The sequence below is a fragment of the Agrobacterium sp. SORGH_AS 787 genome (assembly GCF_030819035.1).
Classification (GTDB): domain Bacteria; phylum Pseudomonadota; class Alphaproteobacteria; order Rhizobiales; family Rhizobiaceae; genus Agrobacterium; species Agrobacterium larrymoorei_B.
This window is the reverse complement of sequence record NZ_JAUTBG010000001.1, coordinates 631,272-657,023: the sequence shown is the minus strand read 5'-3', so window position 1 is coordinate 657,023 and position 25,752 is coordinate 631,272. Positions and strand designations below refer to the sequence as shown.

The 25,752-nt window shown below is 58.7% G+C and carries 21 protein-coding genes and 1 tRNA gene; 10 read left to right on the top strand and 12 right to left on the bottom strand.

All coding sequences use genetic code 11. The features are described from left to right. Nucleotides 1-72: 72 nt before the first annotated feature. Nucleotides 73-672: a recombinase family protein gene (locus QE435_RS02810; protein WP_349040164.1), complete on the top strand. Its 600-nt coding sequence runs from the start codon at nucleotides 73-75 to the stop codon at nucleotides 670-672. A gap of 5 nt (nucleotides 673-677) precedes the next feature. On the opposite strand, the gene QE435_RS02805 is transcribed toward QE435_RS02810, so the two are convergent. Then, nucleotides 678-878, bottom strand: a complete 201-nt coding sequence (locus QE435_RS02805; RefSeq protein WP_349040163.1) for a hypothetical protein — start codon at nucleotides 876-878, stop codon at nucleotides 678-680. Between the two features lie 311 nt (nucleotides 879-1,189). Here QE435_RS02805 and QE435_RS02800 point away from each other — a divergent pair, with 311 nt between their 5' ends. From QE435_RS02800 to QE435_RS02780, 5 genes are all read left to right on the top strand, one after another. Further along, complete coding sequence (locus QE435_RS02800; protein ID WP_349040162.1) at nucleotides 1,190-1,549, top strand: hypothetical protein; 360 nt, start codon at nucleotides 1,190-1,192, stop codon at nucleotides 1,547-1,549. A 347-nt stretch (nucleotides 1,550-1,896) separates the two neighbouring features. Further along, nucleotides 1,897-2,310, top strand: coding sequence for a hypothetical protein (locus QE435_RS02795; RefSeq protein ID WP_349040161.1), 414 nt, complete (start codon nucleotides 1,897-1,899; stop codon nucleotides 2,308-2,310). Then, nucleotides 2,307-2,771: a hypothetical protein gene (locus tag QE435_RS02790; protein WP_349040160.1), complete on the top strand. Its 465-nt coding sequence runs from the start codon at nucleotides 2,307-2,309 to the stop codon at nucleotides 2,769-2,771. The genes QE435_RS02795 and QE435_RS02790 overlap by 4 nt, the downstream gene beginning before the upstream one ends. Nucleotides 2,772-3,161: 390 nt before the next feature. Continuing rightward, on the top strand, nucleotides 3,162-3,665 hold the full coding sequence (locus tag QE435_RS02785; RefSeq protein ID WP_349040159.1) for a ribonuclease H: 504 nt from the start codon (nucleotides 3,162-3,164) through the stop codon (nucleotides 3,663-3,665). 96 nt (nucleotides 3,666-3,761) lie between these two features. After that, a complete protein-coding gene (locus tag QE435_RS02780; protein ID WP_349040158.1) occupies nucleotides 3,762-7,529 on the top strand; it encodes a hypothetical protein in 3,768 nt (1,255 codons plus the stop codon). A gap of 192 nt (nucleotides 7,530-7,721) precedes the next feature. Here QE435_RS02780 and QE435_RS02775 read toward each other — a convergent pair. Together QE435_RS02775 and QE435_RS02770 are read right to left on the bottom strand one after the other, a co-directional pair. Next, nucleotides 7,722-7,797, bottom strand: a tRNA-Ala gene (locus tag QE435_RS02775). A 152-nt stretch (nucleotides 7,798-7,949) separates the two neighbouring features. Then, nucleotides 7,950-8,336, bottom strand: a complete 387-nt coding sequence (locus QE435_RS02770; RefSeq protein WP_306930240.1) for a TIGR02300 family protein — start codon at nucleotides 8,334-8,336, stop codon at nucleotides 7,950-7,952. Between the two features lie 226 nt (nucleotides 8,337-8,562). Here QE435_RS02770 and cmk point away from each other — a divergent pair, with 226 nt between their 5' ends. Then, nucleotides 8,563-9,195: a (d)CMP kinase gene (gene cmk, locus QE435_RS02765; RefSeq protein WP_349040157.1), complete on the top strand. Its 633-nt coding sequence runs from the start codon at nucleotides 8,563-8,565 to the stop codon at nucleotides 9,193-9,195. A gap of 167 nt (nucleotides 9,196-9,362) precedes the next feature. Beyond that, the gene (rpsA, locus tag QE435_RS02760; RefSeq protein ID WP_062427705.1) at nucleotides 9,363-11,063 is read left to right on the top strand and encodes a 30S ribosomal protein S1; all 1,701 of its coding nucleotides are present in this window, start codon (nucleotides 9,363-9,365) and stop codon (nucleotides 11,061-11,063) included. A gap of 114 nt (nucleotides 11,064-11,177) precedes the next feature. Here rpsA and QE435_RS02755 read toward each other — a convergent pair whose 3' ends face one another. Continuing rightward, nucleotides 11,178-12,776: a hypothetical protein gene (locus QE435_RS02755; RefSeq protein WP_349040156.1), complete on the bottom strand. Its 1,599-nt coding sequence runs from the start codon at nucleotides 12,774-12,776 to the stop codon at nucleotides 11,178-11,180. Nucleotides 12,777-13,015: 239 nt separating this feature from the next. Next, nucleotides 13,016-13,642: a ribonuclease D gene (locus tag QE435_RS02750; protein WP_306929621.1), complete on the bottom strand. Its 627-nt coding sequence runs from the start codon at nucleotides 13,640-13,642 to the stop codon at nucleotides 13,016-13,018. 152 nt (nucleotides 13,643-13,794) lie between these two features. Between QE435_RS02750 and QE435_RS02745 the strand changes: the two genes are divergently transcribed. Together QE435_RS02745 and QE435_RS02740 are read left to right on the top strand one after the other, a co-directional pair. Next, complete coding sequence (locus tag QE435_RS02745; protein WP_349040155.1) at nucleotides 13,795-14,364, top strand: nucleoside 2-deoxyribosyltransferase; 570 nt, start codon at nucleotides 13,795-13,797, stop codon at nucleotides 14,362-14,364. A 27-nt stretch (nucleotides 14,365-14,391) separates the two neighbouring features. Then, on the top strand, nucleotides 14,392-15,144 hold the full coding sequence (locus QE435_RS02740) for an SDR family oxidoreductase (RefSeq protein WP_349040154.1): 753 nt from the start codon (nucleotides 14,392-14,394) through the stop codon (nucleotides 15,142-15,144). A 337-nt stretch (nucleotides 15,145-15,481) separates the two neighbouring features. On the opposite strand, the gene QE435_RS02735 is transcribed toward QE435_RS02740, so the two are convergent. The 7 genes from QE435_RS02735 to QE435_RS02705 form a co-directional block, all read right to left on the bottom strand. After that, nucleotides 15,482-18,139, bottom strand: coding sequence for a molybdopterin-dependent oxidoreductase (locus QE435_RS02735; RefSeq protein WP_349040153.1), 2,658 nt, complete (start codon nucleotides 18,137-18,139; stop codon nucleotides 15,482-15,484). 2 nt (nucleotides 18,140-18,141) lie between these two features. Further along, nucleotides 18,142-18,471 (bottom strand): nitrite reductase small subunit NirD, encoded by a 330-nt coding sequence (gene nirD, locus QE435_RS02730; protein ID WP_306929624.1) that lies wholly within the window; start codon nucleotides 18,469-18,471, stop codon nucleotides 18,142-18,144. Nucleotides 18,472-18,571: 100 nt separating this feature from the next. Further along, the gene (gene nirB / locus QE435_RS02725; RefSeq protein WP_349040152.1) at nucleotides 18,572-21,031 is read right to left on the bottom strand and encodes a nitrite reductase large subunit NirB; all 2,460 of its coding nucleotides are present in this window, start codon (nucleotides 21,029-21,031) and stop codon (nucleotides 18,572-18,574) included. Between the two features lie 6 nt (nucleotides 21,032-21,037). Next, a complete protein-coding gene (locus QE435_RS02720) occupies nucleotides 21,038-21,835 on the bottom strand; it encodes an ABC transporter ATP-binding protein (RefSeq protein ID WP_306929626.1) in 798 nt (265 codons plus the stop codon). Between the two features lie 12 nt (nucleotides 21,836-21,847). Next, complete coding sequence (gene ntrB / locus QE435_RS02715; RefSeq protein ID WP_306929627.1) at nucleotides 21,848-22,744, bottom strand: nitrate ABC transporter permease; 897 nt, start codon at nucleotides 22,742-22,744, stop codon at nucleotides 21,848-21,850. Nucleotides 22,745-22,818: 74 nt separating this feature from the next. Next, nucleotides 22,819-24,117 carry a CmpA/NrtA family ABC transporter substrate-binding protein gene (locus QE435_RS02710; protein ID WP_349040151.1) on the bottom strand — a complete coding sequence of 433 codons (1,299 nt, stop codon included), beginning with the start codon at nucleotides 24,115-24,117 and terminating at the stop codon, nucleotides 22,819-22,821. Nucleotides 24,118-24,476: 359 nt separating this feature from the next. Beyond that, nucleotides 24,477-25,748, bottom strand: coding sequence for a CmpA/NrtA family ABC transporter substrate-binding protein (locus QE435_RS02705; RefSeq protein ID WP_349040150.1), 1,272 nt, complete (start codon nucleotides 25,746-25,748; stop codon nucleotides 24,477-24,479). Nucleotides 25,749-25,752 lie beyond the last annotated feature (4 nt).

The window sequence follows — 25,752 nt, the reverse complement described above, 5'->3', positions numbered from 1 at the left end:
CGAATGGTTGTTGACTTTTTGGACTATTTGTCCGAGAGGATTTAAGAATCTATTTGGACTATGGAGGCACACATGACGAATACCAGCTATCGCGGACAGCTTGTCGGATATGCCCGCACCTCGACCACAGATCAGAAGGCAGGACTTGCCGCGCAGGTCCGAGACCTAGAGGCCGTAGGATGCGACAGGGTATTCAGCGAACAGACATCAGCGAAGGACGCCAAGAGACCGGAGCTTCAAAGGGCGCTGGACCACCTCCGGGAAGGCGACACTTTCATTGTCACCAAGCTTGACCGTCTTGCCCGTTCGGTCGCTGATTTGGTGGCAATTGTCGGCACCCTAACAGCCAAGCGCGTAAGCCTCCGTATTCTCGCCATGAACCTCGACACTTCGACACCCACGGGAAAGCTCATGCTGAACCTCTTGGGGTCCATTGCGGAATTCGAGCGGGAGTTGATGCTGGAACGCCAGCGAGAAGGCATTGCCGACGCCAAGGCCAAGGGAATGTACAAGGGACGCGCACCAACGGCCCGGAAAGAGGCACAGAGGATCATTCAGCTACGGGATGAAGGAAAGTCTGTTCCGGAGATCATGGCTGCCACCAAGGCTAGCAGGTCGAGTGTGTTCAGCATCCTGAAAGAGGCCGGGAGGACGAGTAAGGCCGGAGCCTAGCCAATTCAATGCGAGAGGAGGGCGAGGGAAACCCGTAGCTTCCTCTCCGCTTGTGCGACTTCAATCATCCTCGCTGTGTCGTCTACATTCAGCCACCCGTCTGGCCCCTCTCGGTAATGCCGGAGGCGGCCCGCATTCATTTCTGATATGTCGGCATCTAGGCGTTCAAGTGCTTCGGCGTGTGTTGATTCGATATGGTAGGTCATCGCCACCTCCAGCTTGTTCTTTAAACGTTCCGTGAATCGAGCGCCGCTGTCAACCGCGTAGGGGCGGTGCTGGCAGATTTCTTTGCTGCGACATTCTGTCCATTTGCTCCCGATAATGGGAACTGACGATCTTCGTTGCAAAGCTCAAGGGCCTCAACCGCAAGGTCTCTCTCGTGTTTCGGTAATGGGACGATTTTACGTACTTCATTCCCACTATGGGGAACCTCCCGGTAATGGGACAAGATATTGATTTTAAACATTAAAATTATCTGTAATTTGCCGCTCCATAACTAAGCATAGGAGTTTGAGACATGCGAATAAGCCAAGCGAAGCCCACCAGCCTCTCTCTCTTTGTGGACGCCATAATTGAGATGGAGCGGGTAGCAGAACCCATCAGCGTTCCTGCCAGCCATGCCCTTCGAGCCGCGATTGAGGCGATGGATCAAGCGTTCCAGCTTGCGGGTCTTTTGGCATCAGGAGTCGATCCGAAATCGAAGGAAGTGCGAGTGCCGTTCACGTTTGCTGTTGCCAAGCTGATGCAAACGAATGAATTGCTTGGACTACCGGCGAATAGCCCGGAAGCGATGTGCCTCGACATACTTAGCGGGGTTGCGGAGCCCAGTTCTTCGCAACGTTCTGGTGACGGAACGCCTCACCCGATCATCGCTTAGTCAAGACGCCCATTTTCTCCAAACCCTCGGTTCACCACCGGGGGTTTTGATTTTGGAGAACAGATATGAACGCACTCGCTGACCACAGGCGATGGAAATCATGCAGGTGAAGATCGCCCGCCTGACGCAGGAGCGGGGCGCCGGATTACACCCTAGTTAAGGACTTTCCTGCCGTCGGTTTCACGCCCTTCTCCATTTGCCTTCCTTCGTCCATCTATCAGTTATCAGGCATGGAATAGACAGCACCTGATCCCCCCTCAAACACAATCGCCACTCCGTAAGTTGCACCAACCGTTGCGCGACGGATGGCGGCTGTTTTTCAACCATGGAATAGGAGACCAATCCACATGAGCCTAAAAGCTCTGAACCCCTTCCGGCATGAGCCGATCATGTTTCACGATCAGCACGGGCGAGCTTGCTACCGCGTCCCGCTGGACAAGCACGGACGGCAGTATGCGCTCGTCACAGTGAGCGACTTCAATCGAGTTCGGGAAAGCGGAGCGACTGGCGTCTGGTACTTGGACACGAACGGCTGCGGTAAGCGTTACGTCCGCACCTGTGTTCCCATTCGCCGGGGCAGAAACGCGGCAGTTATGCCCGCCCGTATCATTTGTGAAGCGCGACCACAGTCAGTAGTCCGGTACGTCAACGGCGATACGCTTGACCTTCGCCCGGAAAACATCGTGCTGCATCGTGGGAAATCCAAGCGCACAGACACGGTTATGGCGGAGCGCGGTGCCTCGCTGCGGGCGAGCCAATGACGGCAAATGCGCCAGCCGCATCACGGACGCGAAATGCGACGATAGCCCGCGAGGAGGCTGCCGAGTTCCACCACAAGGGCTGCCTCGTATTGGCTGATCGCGGGTACTCACGGGAGGAAATCGCGGCAGTGATGGGGCTCTCATTACGCAGCGTACGAAGATCACTGTCGTCCCCATGCCGTGCCTACGAGTTGGAGAAGCAGGAGGTCGAGGAGCGCAGGAGATACGAGGAATGGCAGCGCACCGCTCGGGGCCACTTCCGCTTCACACGCGACGACGACTTCAAAACCGTGACCGAAGCCCGCGTTCTTCCTTTGCGCCGCCAGATCGGCAACCTTCTTCGGGAAGGCTTCCGCAAAGCTGACATTGCCCGGCGATTACAGGTTTCCAAGCAGGTCGTGCAGTATCATGTTCGCGTGATGGAGAGAGCGGCAGAGCGGGGCCAGACCGTCAGTGTTTGATTTGAGATGAAATCCAGTTAAATCATTGATATAAAATGGTAAAGTTCCTTGGATGACGAGTAAAAAACCCTATTATAGTGGACCTGTTGTGGTTCACGGGGGCTGATGCCGATCAGTTGCCTGTCGAATAATCTGTGAACCTCAAACTGAGTTGCCGCAGAGGCGACGACCCACGCACTGATCCCGCCCTTGTCGAGGCAGTTCCTCTTCTTCTTCAATTTGGATGACGAGGAAGACCTATCCACTTCGGCACCCTCAAGACCTCGGTCTTATCCAGCCTTCCTTCTTCACCGTCATCAGACTTCACCACGTAAGCTCACCAAGACTTGCGCTTGATCCTTGGTGTCTCCTCGCACCGCATCCTGCTAAACGTCCCACAGAAAGGAACACATGAGCAAACCCGAAAACCATCCGCATATCCTGATCTACACCGATGGCTCTTGCCACGGAAACCCCGGCCCCGGTGGCTACGCCGCCACCCTCCGGCGCATTGCTGCCGATGGCTCTGAGTTGAAATGCCATCGTGTCTTCGGCCTCGAACCGAAGAATACCACGAACATCCGCATGGAAATGACCGCTGTTGCCAAGGCGCTCGAACAACTCAAATCCGACGAACCGCTGCCCATCGTCATCCGTCCTGACCTTGAACTGATCGTCAGAACGACGACCGACTACCTGCCGACATGGCTGACGAACGGGTGGCGCAAGAGCGACGGGAAGCCGGTGAAGAACCGTGATCTTTGGGAGCGGATCGTTGCCGCTGGCGAAGGCAAGCCGATCACCTGGGAGTGGGTTCGGGGCCACACCGGGGACCCACGAAACGAGCAGGTAGACCGTCTTGCGGCGGAGCAGATGGAACTGGCTCGCCTGAAAGCCGCCTCCCTCATATCCTGACCAACTGCCGCCGCCCCATTCGGCCACCGTCCGGCCCCACCTTACACACAACACAGCCTCGTCCTCGTGACGGGGCTTTTTCATTTGGAGAATTGAATGAACGATCATCTGGCATCTGCCATCATCCGGGAAGCCGAACGGATCGGCGCTAATCCCGCTGACCTCGCCACCGTTATCTCATACGAGACAGGCGGCACCTTCGATCCTTGGAAGAAGGGTCCGGTGACGCAATGGGGCGAGCATCGCGGCCTTATCCAGATGGGCGAGCCGCAGCGCCAGAAGTACGGCTATCACAAGGGAATGCCCGTCGAAGACGCCGTTCGTGCCTCGGCTGACTACCTTGTGGATGCTGGTTTCAAACCCGGAATGGGCCTCCTCGCAATGTACTCGGCTATCAACGCCGGGGGCATCGGGGAGAAGTATTACGACCGCAGTGACGCCGGGAATGGTGGCGCTCCGGGCACCGTTCGTGACAAGGTTCGCTACCAAATGTCGGGCCATAAGGCTAAAGCCGTGGCGCTCCTGAATGGGGAGTTCACGCCGACCGAGACGAACTATTACGACGAGGGTGACGCACAGGGCCTCCCGGAGATCAGGACGAGCCCGAACGATGTCATCATGCCGCCCACTCCGCAGACCTATGTGGAGCAGAACGCGAACCCCGAGCCGACCCCTTACTCCTTCATAGAGGGCGTCGGTGCCCAATACGAGAGCTTCGGGATCACCTCGCACCTCTCGCGCTGGATGTCGGAAAGTGGGGCTGACCCGTACTTCACTATTGGCGATGAGCGCGGCACGCACCTCACCAAGCAATACCCTTCGCAATACCACGACTTCCTCCTTTCCTCGGGTTCGGAGTTCAATCTTCGAAGCCGTGAGCAGTGGGTTCGGGAGGACTTGGTTCGTCAAGCCCGTATGGGCGTCTCCGGCACCGCAGCGAATATCTCGCAGGGCTTGGTGGCGGGAGCCATTGATCCCGTCTCCGTGGCGGTAGGTGTCGGTACTGGTGGTATGGGCGGCGCAGCCTTGGGCGTCGGTCGGGTAGGCCGTGCGCTTTATGGTGCCGTCTCTGGTGCGGCAGTCAACGCCGCTCTGGACTTCGCTTCCGGCGAGGTGACAGACAACCCTTATGCCGATCCGGTTACGGCCGGAACGTTCGGTGCCGTGTTCGGTGCCTTCGGTGGAGCCCTTGCAGCCAACCGTGGTTCATCGTTCGAGGCCCACGCGGCCTACGATACAGCGGCCAGCGTTCGGCGCGGCATCAAGCCCCCGGAAGTGGCCCCGGAAGGCGGCTCGATCCAGTTATCCGGCTCGGGAGGAGCAGCGCGTAACCCCGAAATGAGGGACAGCCTGATTGGACTTGATCGCGGTCTGTCCATCGAAATGTCCGACGAGAGTGTGCCGAAAGGCTTCGGCGGGTGGTTCCGAAAGGGCGACGTGACGGGTCAGATGACCACGGCAAAGAATCCGTTCACCCGCCTGATCGGCGCTCACTTCTTCGAGGAGACCGCTGGTTTCACCGATCACAGCGTTGTCCCGGACAGCGTAAACTCCCGCTTCACAGCGGCTCACCGGAAGGCCGAGGGCAACTTCAACGCCTCGTATCTCCCGGCCAAGAACGCCTTCATCAAAGAGGCGGGGCTTTCCCGGCTGAACCTAACGGGACAGGCCAAGCTCGAACGAGACTTCAACCGCATGGTTGCGGACTATATCTGGGACCCGGCTCCGTCACCGGATTCAAACCCCCATGTGGTCAAAGCCGCTGGAGCGTTCCGCAAATCTATGGCCGACTTCGCTCGGGATATGGAGGAAGCGGGTCTTTGGAAGGGTGGACCTGACGCCAATTACGTCCCGCTCGTCGCGGACCATAACGTGATCGCACATGTGGACCAGATGGTTCACCACGAGGTCATGGAGAAGTTCTTCAAGGATGCCATCAAAGACCACGGTGGCGCTCGGATTTCCGATGACCTGGCCGCCCGCATGGCGAAGGGATATTGGGCCAACATCCGAAAGGCTGGTTACGGCATCGAGGACGCCATGTCCAAGTCGCTCCATCTGGAAGACAGGGACGGGTTCAAGAAGGCGTTTCAAGAGGCGCTAGAAGATCAAGCAAACCTCACAAACAAAGAACTTGATGAAGTATTCGACATCCTCTCTGGCCTCATGGACGCAGCGAAGAAGACGGAGGGCGATTCCTCGAAAGGCGTTGGCTACCTCAAGCGCCGTACTCTCATGAACCATAGCTACAAGGCCACGATCCAAACCCGTGACGGGAAGCTGATCGAGCTTCGCCCGCGTGACCTGTTCGAGCAGGACGCCGAGCTTCTGTTCCGGCGATACTCCCGCTCAATGTCGGGCAGAATTGCCTTCGCCAAGACTAAGATTTTCAACCCGGAGACGGGAGAACTGATCGTAGACGGCATCCGCTCCACTAGTGACCTCGACAAGCTCAAGCAGTCCCTCAAGGAAAGCTATCGGCTTATGCCGGGGAACCTTGCGGACAAGGAGGGCGAACTCAAGAACGCGCTGGAGAACATCGACTTCGGGTGGGCTAAGATCAACGGCACCCCTGTCTACGGCTCGGAGAAGGCTCACGCGCAGTGGGCTCGTCGGGTCAAGTCGATGCAGTTCATCCGGCTCATGTCGAACATGGGCCTCAATCAGGTGCAGGAAACGTGGAAGATCGTCTCCCTGACGGGGTTCCGTGCGGCCATGTCGCAAATCCCCGCCATTCGGGAAATGAACCGTGCAGTCTCCACCGGCAAGCTCGGGAAGGACAAGCTCCTCAACGAACTGTCCGACATGACCGGCATCGGTATGGACAACCTCTGGAACCGCTACGACCTGCGTCTGGACGATGATCGTCTCGGCGCGCAGACGGGCGGGCGGCTCACTCAGGTTGTTGATAACGTCCTCGACGCGGGACAGCGGCTCACAGCCAACGTCTCGTTCATGCGTCAAATCCAAGACTACCAGCAGCGTTGGGCCATGAAGGCAATCACGCAGCAGATCGCGCATATGGCTCGTAAGACCCGCAACGTGGATGGGTCCTTCGATTACTCGAAGCTCAAGCCCCGTGATAGGGACCGGATGGCTTCAATCGGCCTCGGTGAGGCTGACGCGAAGAACTTGTTTAGGGACCTTCTGGAACACTCCGAGTTCGACGGGAACAAGATCGTTGGCATCAACACGATGAAGTGGGACCCGGCCACCGTTTCGAAGTACCGCGTGTTTCTCAATCGCTACACCGACCGACTCGTGCAGCAGAACGATTATGGCGCTTTGTCGAAGTGGATGAGTCGCCCCGTTGCGTCGATGTTTGTGCAGTTCCGCACCTTTGTCTTTGGCGCGTGGGCCAAGTCCACCCTCTGGTCTCTGAACCACGGGGCGTTCACCGATCCCAAAATGCTTGTGCTCTTCCTCGGAGAGATTGCAGCCGGTTCGGCCACCTTCGCGGTGCGGAAATCCGCCGAGGCCGTCACCGAAGAAGGGTGGGAGAAGTATTGGGAGGAGACCATGGACCCGGCGAACCTCTTGAAGAACGGGTTCGCTCGGACGGCAACCGCTTCGGTGGTCCCGATGTTCCTCGATAGTGTGCTTTTAGCTACCCCGCTCGGTCCCCAGTTCGGTCAGTCTCGTGCCTCGGGATCGGCTACAGACGTGTTCTTGGGCACTCCCGCAAAGGATCAGTGGGACAGCGCCGTAAGCTTCACCAGAGGTGCGGCTACATCTGTCTGGACGGGAGAAGACATGACCCAAAGCCAAATCCGGCAGGGCATCCGGGCGTTCGCGCCGCTCGGAAACTGGGTGCCGCTAACGGCTGCCCTTGGTGCGCTAATCGAGGATATGCCGAAAAGGTAAGGACTTGCGGGCAGTTCCGCCGGGGGAACTCGGCGGCGCTCTCTCAACCGTTCCGACAGCCTAGCAGAAGCCGCCTACCTGCAATCAAATTCCAACTTGGTCTGACACGTTGGTCTGAATTGGTCTGAGGTCTCGGCAATGTTCTGCGTTAGTGCCTTGATTAAACTCAAAAATCCATGCTCATTGAGAATTTGGTGGAGCTAAGCGGGATCGAACCGCTGACCTCTTGCATGCCATGCAAGCGCTCTCCCAGCTGAGCTATAGCCCCATAAGGGTTCCGGTATGTTTGATCCGGTTCCGGGAACCGAAGCGGTTGTTTCCGTTCGGTGGCGGCTTGATACTTCTCATGAATGAAGATGGCAAGCCGAAAAATTCGCCCGGCGACATTTTTTTGTGGCCGGGCGAAAAAACTTTGAAAAATCAGGACTCTTCGTCGTCACCACCGACGCCGATGATGCCGGTCATGTCGTCATCATCGTCATCTTCATCGGCTTCGAGGAAGGTGTCGTCGTCATCGTCCAGCTCGACATCGTCATCGCCGATATCATCAGGAACTTCGTCGTTGGTGTTATCGCCATCGGCGTCTTCCAGCGATACGAGTTCGACGTCCGTGCTTTCGGTATCGACTTCCTGCACGTCCTCTTCTTCGGCCTGTTCCATCTTGGCCTGCGCCGTTGTTTCCTCGAAGAAGGAAAGCGGCCAGGACTTGCCGGTATAAGGGGAGACCACGGGATCGCGGTTCAGGTCGTAGAATTTCTTGCCGGTATCCGGGTCGGTGCGCTTGGTTCCAAGTTCCGCTTTTGCCACTGTCAAAGCCTCGAATTTTTGAATGAGTTCGGTCTTAACGCCGTGAATTCGGCAGTAGACGGTAAATTTATAGCCGGTCCCCTTAATCCCTGCGGTCTTGCCTGTCAAAGATAAACTGCATGGGATTGCAGGGGTGGAAGTTTTCCGCCGCTCGCGGGGTGAATGCCCGCATTCTTTATGATAAAGCCCGCAGCCGAGGCAAACGTCCATTCGAGATTTTATCCCCATGACTTTTATTATCGCCATCGATGGCCCGGCGGCCGCAGGCAAGGGTACGCTTTCGCGCAAGATCGCCGAGGTTTACGGCTTTCATCACCTCGATACCGGCCTGACCTATCGCGCCACCGCCAAGGCACTTCTTGATGCGGGCAAGCCCCTGGGTGATGAGGCAATAGCGGAAGCGACCGCGCTTCATCTGGATCTCGCCGGACTGGATCGCTCGGTTCTTTCGCGACATGAGGTGGGCGAGGCGGCCTCGAAGATCGCGGTGATGCCTGCCGTGCGGCGCGCTCTGGTAACGGCGCAGCGTGCCTTTTCTCTGCGGGAGCCCGGCACTGTTCTGGATGGGCGCGATATCGGCACCGTCGTTTGCCCGGAGGCACCGGTGAAGCTTTACGTCACGGCCTCGCCGGAGATCCGCGCGAGACGGCGTTATGACGAGATTGTCGCTGGCGGCGGTACTGCCGATTACGAAGCTATTTTCGCAGATGTGAAGAAGCGTGACGAGCGGGATATGGGCAGGGCTGATAGTCCTTTGAAACCAGCAGAAGACGCGCACTTGCTTGATACGTCGGAAATGGGTATAGAGGCGGCGTTTCAAGCGGCAAAAGTCATTATCGATGTCGCGATGAAGAAATGAGAATTGCACGGGAACCGGCAGGTCCGATTTCCGTTCTGGACTATCCTGAAAGCATGCCCTGCGCCGGAAAGCCTTGCACGACAAGGCGGGCATGGATTTCGGGAATGATCAACGCAAACCCCCGGCGCTTGTGTGTCCTTGAATAGATGGACACTTCAGGAGATTTAATGTCTGTAGCTACCCCCACGCGCGACGATTTCGCAGCCCTGCTCGAAGAGTCCTTTGCTTCCAACGATCTGGCCGAAGGCTACGTTGCCAAGGGCATCGTAACCGCCATCGAAAAGGATGTCGCGATCGTTGACGTTGGCCTCAAGGTCGAAGGCCGCGTTCCGCTCAAGGAATTCGGTGCGAAGTCCAAGGACGGCACGCTGAAAGTCGGCGACGAAGTCGAAGTTTATGTCGAGCGCATCGAAAACGCTCTGGGCGAAGCCGTTCTGTCGCGCGAGAAGGCTCGCCGCGAAGAGAGCTGGGTCAAGCTCGAAGCCAAGTTCGAAGCTGGCGAGCGCGTTGAAGGCGTTATCTTCAACCAGGTCAAGGGCGGCTTCACGGTCGATCTCGACGGCGCTGTTGCCTTCCTTCCGCGTTCGCAGGTCGACATTCGTCCGATCCGCGACGTCACCCCTCTGATGCACAATCCGCAGCCCTTCGAAATCCTCAAGATGGACAAGCGTCGCGGCAACATCGTTGTTTCGCGCCGTACGGTTCTCGAAGAGTCCCGTGCCGAGCAGCGTTCTGAAATCGTTCAGAACCTCGAAGAAGGCCAGGTTGTTGACGGCGTCGTCAAGAACATCACCGATTACGGTGCGTTCGTTGACCTCGGCGGCATCGACGGCCTGCTGCACGTCACCGACATGGCATGGCGCCGCGTCAACCATCCTTCGGAAATCCTCAACATTGGCCAGCAGGTCAAGGTTCAGATCATCCGCATCAACCAGGAAACCCACCGTATCTCGCTCGGCATGAAGCAGCTCGAGTCCGATCCGTGGGATGGCATCTCCGCCAAGTACCCGGTTGGCAAGAAGATCTCCGGTACGGTCACGAACATCACCGACTACGGTGCATTCGTCGAGCTGGAGCCGGGCATCGAAGGCCTGATCCACATTTCCGAAATGTCCTGGACCAAGAAGAACGTACATCCCGGCAAGATCCTGTCTACGAGCCAGGAAGTCGACGTTGTCGTTCTCGAAGTCGATCCGTCCAAGCGCCGTATTTCGCTCGGCCTCAAGCAGACGCTGGAAAACCCATGGCAGGCATTTGCCTACAGCCATCCGGCCGGCACTGAAGTTGAAGGCGAAGTCAAGAACAAGACCGAATTCGGCCTGTTCATCGGCCTCGAAGGCGATGTCGACGGCATGGTTCACCTGTCGGATCTCGACTGGAACCGTCCGGGCGAGCAGGTCATCGAAGAGTTCAACAAGGGCGACGTCGTCAAGGCTGTCGTTCTGGACGTTGACGTCGAGAAGGAGCGTATCTCTCTCGGTATCAAGCAGCTCGGCAAGGATTCCGTCGGCGAAGCTGCAACGTCTGGCGAACTGCGCAAGAACGCTGTCGTTTCCGCTGAAGTCATCGGCGTCAACGAAGGCGGCATCGAAGTGAAGCTCGTCAACCACGAAGACATCACTTCCTTCATCCGCCGCAACGACCTGGCACGCGATCGTGACGATCAGCGTCCTGAGCGTTTCTCGGTTGGTCAGGTTCTCGACGCCCGCGTCGTCAACTTCTCCAAGAAGGATCGCAAGGTCATGCTTTCGATCAAGGCTCTGGAAATCGCAGAAGAGAAGGAAGCCGTCGCTCAGTTCGGTTCGTCCGACTCCGGCGCTTCGCTCGGCGATATCCTTGGCGCGGCTCTGAAGAACCGCGGCGAGTAATCGTCAGCCTCTAAAGCTTAAAAGAACCCGCTGGAGCGATCCGGCGGGTTTTTTGTTGCCGTTCTTTCGGGCGAGAGAGGACAAGGCACGATCAATGCAATGCCTGCCAGCAGATCAGGCGAAGTTGCCCATGCGCAGATAGTAGGATTCGGCGTCACCAACCCGGCCATCTTCTCGCGCGCCATCCGAGACCGAATGATCGACCGGCTCATCATTGGCAGCCACGCGCTCTTCCTGGCCGGATGGATCGTCTGGATTGTTACGGCTCGCATCGTTCTGGTCGGCCTGGCCATTCCCGGCCTCTTCGCCAGCTTCGCCTTCGCTTCCCCCGTCAGAGGAGGGCCAGCGACCGCGCGGCGGTGCATCCTCATCACGCCTCTGCTCTTCAATCGGATAGTTGATGAACGGGAGCGGTGTGCCCGGCTTTGTCGCCAGCGAGGCGACGGCGGATTGAAGTGCCGCTTGCTCGAAGACAATGGTCTTTCCGTCGGTAGCGGCCAAGGCGCGTGCGGCTGCTTGCGCTTCCGGGCGCACAATCCCGTTTGGCGTCTCTTCATTTGGTAACCCGGCGGAATCGTCCTGCGTCTGTCTGGATGTTGTGGCCTGCTGCTTTTTTGTGGCCTCGGCATCGGAGGCTTCTTCGTGCGGTGGAATTGGCAGAGCGGACAATGTGCCCACGAGCGGATCGGCACGCTCAGGCACTCTACCCAAGAGGACGGCCAATAGCAGTTTCTCCATCTCCTGTGGGCTCGCACCATGAAGCTGCGCCGCGATCGTTGCCGCATCCGCTTTCGAGAACGGAGCAAGAGCAGCGTCATCCATTGCATCATTTGACATCATCATCGGTAGCTCTGCATTCGGAGGAGGAGCGATGGATGATCCGGCGTTGCCGGAGAAAGCGGCCTGCGCTTGGGTTGCGGGCGGCGAAGCTTGGGGGGCACCAGGGGCTGCGGGAATGGAGGCTGTGGCTGGCGTTGTACCTTGGGGACGGAGCGGTGTCTGCGCCGTTATTCTTGCTGACGCCTCTGTTGAGGTTTGAGCCGCGGTGGACGCCGGAGAGGACGTATCGTCGATGAGCTCCCCTGTCGGCGCCGGAGTGGTGGGCAACGGTTTGCCTGGTGGAGAGACGCTTTGGTCCGCTGTGAGCGGCGCTCGGGGGACTTGAAAGGCGGGTGGTGGCGCCTTGCTCGGCAGAAGAGTAAGGGCAGGGCTGTCCGGCAGGAGATCCTGAAGATAGGGCGGCAGTGTCACCTTCACGCCATCCTTCGATTGCCCGACACGGGCAAGCTCCAGCATCACGGCCAGCCTTGCGGCATTGGGTCCCGCGTTGTTTTTCAGAATGTCCAGCATGAGCGCAATCGTCATGCCCTTCAGCAACTTTCCGAGTTGCTGTTCCAGTGCAGCTTTCTGCGCCAACGGGAGAGATTGAAGCGCCGAGGTAAGACGGGTCACATAGGCTTCTGCATCTTCCCCTTCCAAACGCTCCATTCGCAGAAGCGAGCCCAGCACCTCTGTCAACACAGTCCCAGTGCGATGAAGTTCGGCTTCACCCGAGACAGCGCGCGCGGCGACGACCGGGGAGTTGGGCGAGGTATCAGAGATGGCCTGCGGGGCGGTTCGCTGACTGACTGGCGAACTGACCGCATCCTGCTTCTGCCCCGCAGTCTGCGAGGAAAGCTCTCCTGCTGTGACGGCACTGACGGGCGGCAACATGGCGCGCTCTTCCTTCGGTCCGAAGCGCGTTGATCCGCTGTCATCGCGTCGCAGCTTTGATGCTCAGGGATGCGCTCGAGCCTGTGCTCGTCATCCGCACCACCAGGGGATGATATCCGGAGCCCGTCTATCGAAGGGAACGGAGGAATCATGAGAGCAATCATGACCGCAAATTATTAATCGACCGCTAACCATAAGTGCGTCCTAATCAAAGCACTCAGTGTCGATACGAATGATCCTCAGCTATGGGCGAAGATGTCGGTATCGTCCCAGCCGAGAAGATCGAGCTTTGCGCGCGTGGGCAGGAAGGCGAAGCAGGCGGTTGCGTGGTCATAGCGGCCGTCACGGATCAGCCGGTAGGTCAGCTTGTCACGCAGGGCATGCAGGTGAAGAACATCGGACGCGGCATATTCGAGCTGTGCCGGGGAGAGCGTTTCGGCTGCCCAGTCGGAGGACTGCTGTGCCTTGGAGATGTCGATCTCCAGCATCTCTTTCAGATTGTCCTTCAGTCCGTGCCGATCCGTATAGGTGCGGCAGAGTCTGGAAGCGATCTTGGTGCAGAAGACCGGCGTTGTCGTCACGCCGAAGGTGTGGAACAGCACGGCGATATCGAAGCGGCCGTAATGGAATATTTTCTCGCGGCTTGGATCTTCCAGCATGGCGACGAGGTTTGGTGCCTCCTTCTGACCTGCGGCAATGCGCACCACGTCGGCCGTACCATCGCCAGGGGAGAGCTGAACGACGCAGAGGCGATCGCGACGCGGCACCAGACCCAGCGTTTCCGTATCTACAGCGATCGCACCCGTATAGCGGGCGGCATCGCTCGCAGAAATATCGCCCTCATGATAACGGATTTTGGCAGCCATTTGGTACTCCGGTGACGCGTCTTACAGTTCCGGCTATAGCGCAAAGCGCTGGCGGGCGATACCGCTTTTGGGTCCGGCGGTCTTGCCTCTTTGATGAGAGCCGGTTTAGGTTGCCCTTTCACATCCTTCCAGAGACGAAATTTCCCATATCCATGACCAAGAAAATCTACCTCGCCGGACCTGAGGTCTTTCTCTCCAACGCGCGCGACATGTTGGATGCCAAGGCAAAGCTTGCCCGCGAAGCCGGCTTCACGCCGCTGTCTCCCGGCGATCTGGAGATCCCGCCAGCCGAGACCAAAACCGGCCACGGCTGCAACATCAATGCCATCGACGAGCATATGATGCTCAAGGCAGACGCCATCATTGCCAACCTGACGCCCTTCCGGGGGATTGCCGCCGATGTCGGCACGAGCTTCGAGCTCGGCTTCATGTGCGCGCTCGGGAAGCCGGTATTCGCCTATACCAATATGGCGAAGAACCATTTTACCCGCATCCAGGATCATTACGATGGCGATGTCTCGTTGGGCGATGATGGACGTTACAGAGGACCCGACGGGCTTTCAGTCGAGAACTTCGACATGGTGGACAACCTCATGCTTCACGGCAGTATCCTGCGCCGCGGCGGCGCCGTTGTCGTCGGCGACGCGACGCCTGGGGACCTCTACACCGATCTTACAGCATTCAAAGAGTGCCTGAAGCTTGCTGCGGCAAAGCTTCTCTAAAACAGCACCATGACTCGGAGAGCAGATATGACAGCTACGATTCTCATCACAGGAGCGACCTCCGGCTTCGGCCTTTCCACCGCCCGCCTCTTTGCAAGCCATGGCTGGAAGGTCATTGGCACGGGCCGCCGGGCTGAGCGCCTGCAATCATTGAAAGATGATCTTGGATCGTCCTTCCACGGTTTGGCTTTCGACATCACGGATCAGGAGGCAATGCAATCGGCTTTTGCCGACCTGCCCCCGCAGTTTTCCGCAATCGACGTCCTCGTCAACAATGCCGGTCTGGCGCTTGGAACGGCACCTGCGCCGCAAGTGCCACTTCAGGATTGGCACACGATGGTCAACACCAATATCACAGGCCTGTTGAACATCACCCACCACCTGCTGCCAACCCTGATCGAGCGCAGGGGCATCGTCGTCAACCTCTCGTCGGTCGCCGCGAGCTGGCCCTATGCCGGTGGCAATGTCTATGCTGGCACCAAGGCATTCCTGCGCCAGTTTTCCCTCGGTCTCCGTTCCGACCTGCATGGCAAGGGTGTGCGTGTTACATCCATCGAGCCTGGTATGTGCGAAACCGAGTTCACGCTGGTGCGCACCGGCGGCAACCAGCAGGCGTCCGACACGCTGTATAAGGGCGTCAACCCACTTTTGCCGGAGGATATCGCCAATACCATTCACTGGGTGGTCTCCCAGCCGAAGCACGTCAACATCAACGCCATCGAGTTGATGCCGGTGAACCAATCCTTTGCAGGCTTCCAGGTCCATCGAGACGCGCAGTGATCAAAAAAACGTCATATTAATAGCAGTTATGCAATTCATGCATTGCTGCCCTGCGAGGGTCGCGCTTTTCAGTCCGGTATGACCAGAGTATATATTGATCATCGAAACGACGCACTCCTCCTCCCAGCGTCGCTCGATGTGGATTGGCGATACTCCTCCTCCCAATTGCCAATCAAGTTTAAAGCCTGCCGCACCTCCTCCCGCGGCAGGCTTTTTCTTTTCTGGATACCTCTCCTACATTTTGCTTTGCCTGCGGCGCGCGCGATCGCCGTCTCACAAGAGATGGTTTGCCGCATCTCGTGCTCACGGCGTCCCATCTCGTTGCCTATCGAAAATGTCACTCGGCTGCGGTTTTCAGGCACCCATCGATGATGGTGCGGATTTCCGCGCGGCAGGAGCCGCAATTGGTGCCAGCGTTAACTCGGGCGCCGACTGCCTCAACCGTGTGGCAACCTTCGCGGATCGCGCTGGTGATGTGGTTGATGCCCACATTGAAGCAGGAGCAGACGGTGGCACCGGGATCGGGTCGTCCGGCACCGGGCCTGCCAGCGACAAGCGCGAACCGGTTGCCCATATCCTCATGCCGCTCGTTCAACTGCGCGACAGCCCAGTTTCGCGCAACCGCGACCGGTTCGGCCGCGATGAAAAGCGCCGCCAGCAATTTGTCGCCATCGAAAAAGGCCAGCCGAATGTCACCGGTTCGATTGTCGGCATAACCAAGCGGCTCGATATGGGCATCGATCGCGAAGATGTCTCTGCTCCAGAAAATCCAGTCTTCCGGCACGGTGTCGAAGGCAAGCTCCAGACGATAACCGCCTTCGGCCTTGGCGAGAGCCCAATAGGCGCAATCCGGCTTTCGGGGAGCCATGGCACTCACCGCAAAGGCGTATGCCTTCGCAGGAAAGCGTCGCGCCGCAGCCGCGACGTTTTTCGATGCCGGCTGACCGGAATATGGATCGGTGGATGGCGGCACCAGCCTGTCGATCCGGGCATTGGCGGCGAACTGGTCATTCCAATGCATCGGTACGAAGAGGCTGCCGCGTGCCTGTCTGTCGGTGACGAGTGCGCGCAGGACCACCGCGCCGAGCGGGCTTTCAACCTGCACCAGATCGGCGCTCGCAATTCCAGCTGCCATGGCATCGCGTGGATGAAGCTCGACGAAGGGCTCGGCGAGGTGCGAAGACAGGCGGGCGCTTTTGCCTGTGCGTGTCATGGTGTGCCACTGGTCGCGAATCCGCCCGGTGTTCAAGGTCAGCGGGTAGTCGGCGGTGGTGCGGTTGGTCTGCGGCAGAGCCGTCGGGACGAAGCGTGCCTTTCCATCCACATGGAAAAATTTGCCATCTGAGAAGAAGCGCGTCGTGTTTAGTGTTTCGCCGGAAGGCTGAGGCCAGTTGAAAGGCGCCATGTCGTCATAGGCTTGTGGTTCCACATCGGAATAAGCGCCGATATCGAAGTCGCGCGTGCCATTGTTCTCGAAGGCCGAAAGACTTGCGTGCTCGGCGAAAATCTCTGCGGGACTGGAATAGGTAAAGGCCTCCGGCTGGCCCATGCGCTTGCCGACTTCGGCAAACTGCCACCAATCCGCCTTCGCTTCTCCGGGCGCGGCCAGATATCCGCGCTGGCGGGAAATCCGTCTTTCCGAATTGGTGACGGTGCCATCCTTCTCGCCCCAGCCGAGTGAAGGAAGCAATACATGGGCCTGGCGCGCGGTATCGGTCGTTGCCATAATGTCGGAGACGACGACGAAGGGACATTGCTTCAGCGCCGCTTCCACGGCCCCGGCATCGGGCATCGACACCACCGGGTTGGTCGCCATGATCCAGAGCGCCTTGATGCGACCATCGGCCACCGCCTGAAATAGATCGACGGCTTTGAGGCCGGGCTTATCGGCGATCGTCGGCGCTTGCCAGAAGCGCTGCACCCGGTCGCGATCCTCCGCGCTTTCGATCGCCATATGGGCGGCCAGCATATTGGCGAGACCACCCACCTCGCGCCCGCCCATGGCATTGGGCTGACCGGTCAGCGAAAACGGCCCCGCGCCGGGCTTGCCGATGCGGCCCGTCGCCAGATGACAGTTAATAATGGCGTTGACTTTGTCCGTACCACTGGACGACTGGTTGACGCCCTGGCTGTAGCAGGTGACGACTTTTTCGGTGCGCTCGAAAAGCTCATAGAAGCGGATGAGCTCCGCAAGGCTCAACCCCGTCGCTTCGACGATGCTCGCCAAGCTGACGTCAGACGCGGTTCGGACGGCTTCTTCGAAACCGAGCGTGTGGCTTTCGATATAGGCGGTGTCGAGCGTCGCGCCCTTGGCCAGATGCGCCAGCAGTCCGGTAAAAAGAGCCACATCGCCATCCGGTCTGATGGCAAGATGCATGTCCGCAATATCGCAGGTCATGGTGCGGCGAGGATCGATCACCACCACCTTCATCTCAGGCCGTTCGGCTTTGGCCGCTGCAAGGCGCTGATAGATGACCGGGTGGCACCAGGCGAGATTGGAACCGGTCAGGATGACGAGATCGGCGAGGAAGAGGTCTTCATAGAGGCCGGGAACGGTATCCGAGCCAAAGGCGCGGCGATGGCCTGCGACGGAGGACGACATGCAGAGCCGCGAATTGGTGTCGATATTGGCCGACCCGATAAAGCCCTTCATCAGCTTGTTGGCGAGATAATAGTCTTCGGTCAGCAATTGTCCGGACACGTAGAAGGCAACCGAATCCGATCCGTGCATTGCGATCGCTTCGGAAAATTTCGAGGCCACGAGGTCAAGCGCCTCATCCCAGTCCGCCCGTGCGCCATCGATCTGCGGATAAAGCAGCCGGTCTTCGAGATCGAGTGTTTCGCCAAGGGCCGATCCCTTGGAGCAGAGCCTGCCGTAATTGGCCGGATGCTCAGGATCGCCCTTCACCGACACGCCGCCAGCATCATCGATTTTCGCGATGACGCCGCAGCCGATGCCGCAGTAGGGACAGGTGGTCTTGACCTCGTGTGCCATGCTTACTCCGCAGCGATCATCGCGCTTTCAAGGGTGATGGAGAGGTTGCCTTCGATGTTGCGCACGGGGATGGTGCGCACAGCGCCTTCGTCGGCCCCTTGCGCCTTGCCGGTTTCAAGCGAAATGACCCAATTGTGCAGCGGGCAGGTCACGGACGTGCCATGGACGATGCCTTGAGAGAGCGGGCCGCCCTTGTGCGGGCAATGATCCTCGATGGCAAAAACCTCATTATCCGCCGTGCGGAAAACGGCGATCTTGCCGGAAGGTGTTTTGACGCAGCGGGCGCCGCGCAATGGAATGTCGGAAATATTGCCGATTTCGACCCAGTTCATCGTCGTCATCCTATCATCGGTTGAAGCTTGAGAGATGGGGCGACATCTCCTCCATGTCGCCCCATCCAGCGCTGTGCACCAAGGCCCTTAGGCCAAGCGGTCACTCTGCGGCTTGATTGAAACCGATGGTCGCCATCGGCTTGAACTCGTGCTTGTGTTCGCCCGAAACACGCTCCGACCATGGATCGACCTGCGCGAATTTCTGGCTGAAGACAAAGCGCTCGTAGAAGCCCTTGCGCTTGTCGGCATCGTCCATGATCTGGCGGCGGATCTCGTCATAGCCGATGCGCTTTGCCCATTTGTAGATACGCTCGAGATAGCGCGCCTGTTCACGGTACATCTGCGTCAGCGCCACGATATGCTCCAGCGCTTCATCCTCGGTCTTCACCAGCCCCAGAATTTCAGTCCCCTTGATGTCGAGGCCTGCGGCACCGGCAAAGTGGATTTCGAAGCCGGAATCCACGCAGATCACACCGATATCCTTGCACGTCGCCTCTGCGCAGTTGCGCGGACAGCCCGAGACGGCAAGCTTCAGCTTGGCTGGCGTCCAGGAGCCCCACATGAACTTCTCAATGCGAATGCCAAGCCCGGTGGAATCCTGCGTGCCAAAGCGGCACCATTGCTGGCCCACGCAGGTTTTGACGGTACGCAGGCCCTTGGCATAGGCCTGACCGGAAATGAAGCCGGCCTTGCCGAGATCGGCCCAGACGGCGGGCAGGTCTTCCTTCTCGATGCCGAGAAGGTCGATGCGCTGGCCGCCGGTGACCTTGACCAGCGGGATTTCGAACTTGTCGACCACGTCGGCAATGGCGCGCAGTTCGTTGGAATTGGTGACGCCGCCCCACATGCGCGGAACGACGGAATAAGTGCCGTCCTTCTGGATGTTGGCGTGAACGCGCTCATTGATGAAGCGGGACTGATAGTCATCCGCATATTCATCCGGCCAGTCGCAGACGAGGTAGTAGTTCAGCGCCGGACGACACTTGGCGCAGCCGCAGGAGGTCTTCCATTCCAGCTCCTGCATCACTGCGGGAATGGTCTTCAGCCCCTTGGCCTTGATCAGGCGGCGCACATCGTCATGGCCAAGATCGGTGCATTTGCACATGGGCTGGACGGCGGCAGGGTTGTAGCTGTCGCCGAGCGTCAGCGTCATCAACTGCTCGACAAGGCCGGTGCAATTGCCGCAAGAGGCCGAGGCCTTGGTATGGGCGCGCACATCGTCCAGCGAGGTCAGGCCCTTGCCGGTGATGGTGGAGGTGATTTTTCCCTTGCAAACGCCGTTGCAGCCGCAGATTTCCGCATCATCCGGCAAGGCTGCAACGGCCGCCATAGGGTCCAGAGGGGAGCCCCCCTGATAGGCCTGGCCAAAAATCAGTGTTTCGCGCATCTCGGCAATATCGGTGCCCTTCTTCATCAGATCGAAGAACCAGGAGCCATCCGAAGTCTCGCCATAGAGAACCGCGCCGATAATGCGGTTCTCCTTGAGGATCAGGCGCTTGTAGACGCCTGCCGTCGCATCGCGCAGCACGATTTCTTCACGGTCATCACCCTCGGCAAAATCGCCTGCGGAAAAGAGGTTGATGCCAGTGACCTTGAGCTTCGTGTTGGTGACGGAGCCATGATACTCGGACTGACCGCCGATCAGGCGGTCGGCCAGCACCTTGGCGCTTTCGTAAAGCGGTGCGACGAGACCATAACAAATGCCGCGATGCTCGGCGCATTCGCCAAGGGCGTAGATCGACGAGTCCGACGTCATCATGCCGTCGTCGACGACAATGCCGCGATTGACGGCTAGGCCCGCTTCCTTGGCGAGACCGGAGGCCGGGCGAATGCCGACCGCCATCACCACCATCGTGCCTTCAATGATGCGGCCGTCTTCGAGCTCGATGCCCTCGACCTTGTCTTCACCAAGAATGCGCTTGGTGTTGGCCTTGGTAATGATGTCGATGCCCCGTTCGGTCAGCGCCTTTTCCAGAAGATAGGCGGCCGCCGGATCAAGTTGGCGCTCCATGATCGTCGGCATCAGGTGGATGACGGTGACATCCATGCCTTGACGCTTCAAGCCATAGGCTGCTTCGAGACCAAGAAGACCGGCGCCAATCACGATGGCGCGGCCTTTGCCGCCGGCAATCTCCAGCATCTTCGTCACGTCATCGAGATCGCGGTAGGGAAGAACGCCGCGCAGTTGATGGCCGGGAACCGGGATGATGAAGGGCGAAGAGCCGGTGGCGATCACCAGCTTGTCGTAGGAGGCGGTGATGCCGTTTTCGCTGGTGACGGTTTTGCGCTCACGGTCGATCTGGCTGACTTTCGCTCCCTTGTGCAAGGTCACGCCGTGGGCCGCATACCAGTCGTCATTATGAATGACGATGTCTTCATAGGTCTTTTCGCCGGAGAGAACCGGGGAGAGCATGATGCGGTCGTAATTGACGCGCGGCTCGGCGTTGAAGATGGTAACGTCGAAGAGGCCGGGTGCGGTCTCGAAAAGGTTTTCCAGCATGCGGCCCGGCGCCATGCCGTTGCCGATGATGACCAATTTCTGGGGCGTTGTTTCGAACATGGGGTCTTACTCCGCAGCTTCGACGAAGCGGTGACGTTCGTAGAGGAACTTCAGCACAGCTTCGCGGCATTTGAGATAGGTTCGGTCGGATGCAAGCTCGATGCGGTTGCGTGGTCGCGCCAGTGGCACATCCAGGATTTCACCGATATGAGCGGCCGGGCCGTTGGTCATCATCACGATACGGTCGGAAAGCAGCACCGCCTCGTCCACGTCATGGGTGATCATGATCATCGTGTTGCCAAGCCGCGCATGAATTTCCATGACGGCATCCTGAAGATGGGCGCGGGTGAGCGCGTCCAGTGCACCGAACGGTTCATCCAGCAGCAGGATTTTCGGCTCCATCGCCAGCGCTCTGGCTATGCCGACGCGCTGCTTCATACCGCCGGAAATTTCAGCCGGCTTCTTGTCCTTGGCATGCGCCATCTGCACGAGGTCGAGATTGTGCATGACCCAATCATGGCGTTCGGCCTTGGATTTGGTGAAGCGGAAGACCTTCTCGACGCCGAGATTGACGTTTTCATAGACGGTGAGCCATGGCAGCAGGCTGTGGTTCTGGAAGACGACAGCACGCTCCGGCCCTGGCTCATTCACCTCGCGGTTCTCTAGCAGCACTGCGCCGGAGGACACTTTGGTCAGGCCGGCGATCAGGTTCAGCATGGTGGACTTGCCGCAGCCGGAATGGCCGATAACCGAGACGAATTCGCCCTTGTCGATGGTGAGGTTGATACCCTTCAATACCTCGGCGCGAGTGCCGCCCTTGTCGAAATATTTGTCGATGTGATCGAGCTTCAAATAGGCGTTCATGGAGAAATCCTCTTAGTTCGCTGCCGCGCCGCGGGTGATGACCTTGCCGATGGCGGCCACCAGCTTGTCGAGCACGAAGCCGACGACGCCGATGTAAGCGAGAGCGACGATGATGTCGGGCAGGCGGGATGAATTCCACGCGTCCCAGATGAAGAAGCCGATGCCTACTCCACCCGTCAGCATTTCAGCCGCGACGATGGCGAGCCATGAAAGGCCGACGCCGATGCGAAGACCGGTGAAGATGTAGGGCGCGGCCGATGGCAGCATGATCTTGTAGAAGAATTCGATCTGGTTCAGGCGCAGCACCTGAGCGACATTGCGGTAATCCTGGGGAATGTTGCGAACGCCGACCGCGGTGTTGATGATGACAGGCCAGATGGAGGTGATGAAGATGACAAAGATGGCCGACGGATTGCTGTCCTGAAAGGCAGCGAGCGACAACGGCAACCATGCGAGTGGCGGGACGGTGCGCAGCACCTGAAAGATCGGATCGAGGCCGCGCATCGCCCAGACGGACTGGCCGATGATGGCGCCGACGACGACACCAACGATTGCCGCAAGACCGAAACCATAGGCGACCCGTTCCAGCGAAACGAGGACGCGCCAGCCAAGGCCGATATCCTGAGAGCCATAATGGAAGAACGGATGGACGATAAGATCGTAGCTTTCCTCGAACACCTGGCTCGGAGGCGGCAGCGAAGCGCCGGGCGCCGAACAGAGTGCTTGCCAGAGGCCTAGCATGATCACCAGAACGACGAGCGGCGGGACGACGTTTCGCGTGATTGAAACAGCGATCTTGCGTGCGGAGAATACCGACGCCGGGCGGCGTGTCATGGCAATCACGGTGCCGCTCCTTGGCGTCGCGGCCTGGATGGCCGTGCTTTCTGTCTTGCGTGCGGTTGCGGTCATGGTCGGGTCCTGTTTCCGATAGGGTGTTGCACGGGTTGCTGGCTCCTGCGCCCGTGGCGAAGGAGCCAGGATCATCAAGAGGCGGCCTTGATCGAAAGGCTTGCGAGATAGGCGGACGGGTTTTCCGGATCGAAGACCTTGCCGTCGAAGAAGGTCTCCTTGCCGCGAGAGGTGGAGGCCGGAATATCGGCAGCCGCAACACCCAGATCCTTTGCGGCTGCGCGCCACAGGTCTTCTCGGTTCACCTGCGACACCAGCGCCTTGATGTCGGTATCGGGTGCGAACTTGCCCCAGCGGATATTCTCGGCAATGAACCAGCTGTCATGGCTCTGGAACGGATAGGATGCGGCGTCCTTCCAGAACTTCATGTAGAGATCGGTGCCATGGGCGACGCGGCCATTGCCGTAATTGATGTCGCCCTTCAAGCGACCGAGCACATCCTTCGGCGGAACGTTGAACCACTGGCGCTTGCCGAGAATGGTGGACATTTCTTCCTTGTTGTCCATGCTGTCGCACCATTGCTGGGCTTCCATCACGGCCATCAGCATGGCCTTGGCGGCGTTCGGGTTCTTCTCCACCCAGTCGGCGCGCATGCCGAGTGCCTTTTCGGGGTGACCCTTCCACAGTTCTCCGGTGGTACAGGCGGTAAAGCCGATGCCCTGGTTGACGAGCTGCTCGTTCCAGGGTTCGCCGACACAGAAGACGTCCATGTTGCCGACCTTCATATTGGCAACCATCTGCGGTGGCGGAACGACGATAGTGGAAACGTCCTTGTCCGGATCAATGCCGCCTGCTGCCAGCCAATAGCGGATCCATAGGTCATGCGTGCCGCCTGGGAACGTCATGGCCGCTTTGATCTCCTTACCGTCCGCCTTCTTCTTCTCGAAAGCAGCCTTGAGCTTGGCGGAGTCGAGCTGGACGCCGGTGTCGGAATATTCCTTGGCAACGGAGATGCCCTGGCTATCGAGATTGAGACGGGCGAGGATCGCCATTGGCACCGGCACGTTGTTCTGCGTGACCTTGCCGGTGTGCATGAGATAGGGCATCGGGGTCAGAATATGCGCACCGTCGATCCCGTTGGACGCACCGCCGAGAACGAGGTTGTCACGTGTTGCGCCCCACGAGGCCTGCTTTAAAACTTCGACGTCGGGCATGCCATGCTTGGCAAACAGACCCTTCTCAGAGGCGACGATCAGGGGCGCGGCGTCGGTCAGTGCAATGAAGCCGAGTTTTGCACCCTTAACTTCAGGTTCGGACGTGGCGGCGAAGGCGCCAGATGGGAAGGCTGTCCGCACGGCGGTAATCAGGGCGGCGGTTGCCGTTGTCTTCAGGATCGAGCGGCGGCTGATCGAACTGGAAAGCATTTTCTTCATGTCGCATGTTCCCCTTTGGCGGCCTCATGGCGCCCTATGATTTTCAAAGCCCAAAAACAAAAAAACGCCGCTCGGTTATGCGCCTTCGGAACGGGAGGAGGGTTCCGGGCTGCATACCTTGCGACGTCGATGTCGTTTGAAGAACGCTTGAGCGCGTCCCTGCTGCTCTGATCGCCGTTGACCTGAGCGTTTTATACCAAGCAAAGATCGTGCCAGTTTTTGCCGTTCTGCTTAGTCTATTGATAGTTATCGGCTTTTTTACTGTGTTGGATAATCAGTCGTTTATCGATCAAACAGTTTTAGGCTATTATTTAATCTCGGCGCCTGTGACCGGCATTAAAAATGCAGCAGTCTACCTTTCAAAACTCGCCAATACCAAAGCCGCTGATCGCCGAGTTCTTGACGGAAAAGCGCTCGACATAGGCAGGAATATCGGATGGATCGAAGGTTAAGCCATCCATGAAGCGCGTCGTAACACTGGGATCGTCGTCCTGAAGCGCGTGGTCGCCGCCGCCGAGTGCTGCTCGATAGAGATCCGGTCGATAGGCAGCTGACGCCGCCCTGGCGCCGTCCTGCGAAAACGCCGTCTGCCCCCAGCGGATCATCTGGCTATAAATCCAAAGTGCCTGGTTGGGGTGCGGGTAGTTGGCGCGATCGTCGTGAAACTGGAAGTAATTATCGATGACGCGCTGGTTTCCTTGGGCATCTATGTTGAACTCTCCCCCCAAAACCCGCCGCAGAATATGTTCGGGCGCGCCGATATAGCGTGGATCGGCAAGCGCCTCGCTCAAGGCGGGGCGATTTTCCAGCCTGTCGCACCAGCGCGCGGCCGCATCCATCGCCACGAGAAGTCGGGCTACGCTTTCCTGCTGGGTTTCCGCCCAATCCGGCCTCATGCCGATGACTTTCTCAGGGGCTGATGGCCATATGTCCTGCTTGACGGCAACGATCTGACCAACGCCGCGCTCGCATGCGATCATGTTCCACGGTGCACCGACGCAAAAGCCGTCGATCGCACCCGCCGCAAGTGCATCAGACGTGAGTGGTGGCGGCACGACGACCAGCTTCACATCCTTGTCCGGATGAATGCCTCCAGCCGCCAGCCAGTAACGAAACTCGTAATTATGCGAGGAGAAAGGATAGGTCATGCCGAGAGTCGGCATGGGTTCTCCGTTTGCGCGCATCGCATCCAGTACAGTCTTCAAGGCGCGGGCGTTGTCCAGCGCACCAGCCGTTGCAGAGACGCCGGTTGTCTCCCGCATACGGGTAAAAAGCGCCGTGGACAGCGTGATGGCATTGCCGCCACGCCCCAGAGAAAAGGGCGTGATCGTCGGAGAGGGGTTCGAGCCAAGACCGAGCATCGAGGCAACCGGCATGGGTGATAGCATGTGCGCAATATCGAACTGACGGAAGGCGAGGCGGTCGCGCACATTTGCCCAGGAGACATCCTTGACCAGATCGAGCTTCAGGCCTTCCTTTTCAGCAAAGCCGAATTCGGCGGCTGCGATCAGCACGGAGGCATCCACCAGCGGTATGAAGCCGGCTCTTAGCGTCCGCTGTCTGTCATTACCGACCGGTGCGGGTGCCGCGATACCGGATTGTTTCTCTGCAAGATCGTCCATGACCGTCATGCTA

What these genes read in the sequence shown, in the direction of transcription:
- QE435_RS02805 (WP_349040163.1), bottom strand. Translation starts at nt 878, where the DNA reads ATGACCTACCATATCGAATCAACACACGCCGAAGCACTTGAACGCCTA.
- QE435_RS02810 (WP_349040164.1), top strand. Translation starts at nt 73, where the DNA reads ATGACGAATACCAGCTATCGCGGACAGCTTGTCGGATATGCCCGCACC.
- cmk (WP_349040157.1), top strand. Translation starts at nt 8,563, where the DNA reads ATGACTTTTATTATCGCCATCGATGGCCCGGCGGCCGCAGGCAAGGGT.
- nirD (WP_306929624.1), bottom strand. Translation starts at nt 18,471, where the DNA reads ATGAACTGGGTCGAAATCGGCAATATTTCCGACATTCCATTGCGCGGC.
- QE435_RS02720 (WP_306929626.1), bottom strand. Translation starts at nt 21,835, where the DNA reads ATGAACGCCTATTTGAAGCTCGATCACATCGACAAATATTTCGACAAG.
- QE435_RS02755 (WP_349040156.1), bottom strand. Translation starts at nt 12,776, where the DNA reads ATGTTGCCGCCCGTCAGTGCCGTCACAGCAGGAGAGCTTTCCTCGCAG.
- rpsA (WP_062427705.1), top strand. Translation starts at nt 9,363, where the DNA reads ATGTCTGTAGCTACCCCCACGCGCGACGATTTCGCAGCCCTGCTCGAA.
- ntrB (WP_306929627.1), bottom strand. Translation starts at nt 22,744, where the DNA reads ATGACCGCAACCGCACGCAAGACAGAAAGCACGGCCATCCAGGCCGCG.
- QE435_RS02735 (WP_349040153.1), bottom strand. Translation starts at nt 18,139, where the DNA reads ATGGCACACGAGGTCAAGACCACCTGTCCCTACTGCGGCATCGGCTGC.
- QE435_RS02705 (WP_349040150.1), bottom strand. Translation starts at nt 25,748, where the DNA reads ATGACGGTCATGGACGATCTTGCAGAGAAACAATCCGGTATCGCGGCA.
- QE435_RS02795 (WP_349040161.1), top strand. Translation starts at nt 1,897, where the DNA reads ATGAGCCTAAAAGCTCTGAACCCCTTCCGGCATGAGCCGATCATGTTT.
- QE435_RS02745 (WP_349040155.1), top strand. Translation starts at nt 13,795, where the DNA reads ATGACCAAGAAAATCTACCTCGCCGGACCTGAGGTCTTTCTCTCCAAC.
- QE435_RS02780 (WP_349040158.1), top strand. Translation starts at nt 3,762, where the DNA reads ATGAACGATCATCTGGCATCTGCCATCATCCGGGAAGCCGAACGGATC.
- QE435_RS02800 (WP_349040162.1), top strand. Translation starts at nt 1,190, where the DNA reads ATGCGAATAAGCCAAGCGAAGCCCACCAGCCTCTCTCTCTTTGTGGAC.
- QE435_RS02785 (WP_349040159.1), top strand. Translation starts at nt 3,162, where the DNA reads ATGAGCAAACCCGAAAACCATCCGCATATCCTGATCTACACCGATGGC.
- QE435_RS02710 (WP_349040151.1), bottom strand. Translation starts at nt 24,117, where the DNA reads ATGAAGAAAATGCTTTCCAGTTCGATCAGCCGCCGCTCGATCCTGAAG.
- QE435_RS02790 (WP_349040160.1), top strand. Translation starts at nt 2,307, where the DNA reads ATGACGGCAAATGCGCCAGCCGCATCACGGACGCGAAATGCGACGATA.
- QE435_RS02750 (WP_306929621.1), bottom strand. Translation starts at nt 13,642, where the DNA reads ATGGCTGCCAAAATCCGTTATCATGAGGGCGATATTTCTGCGAGCGAT.
- QE435_RS02740 (WP_349040154.1), top strand. Translation starts at nt 14,392, where the DNA reads ATGACAGCTACGATTCTCATCACAGGAGCGACCTCCGGCTTCGGCCTT.
- nirB (WP_349040152.1), bottom strand. Translation starts at nt 21,031, where the DNA reads ATGTTCGAAACAACGCCCCAGAAATTGGTCATCATCGGCAACGGCATG.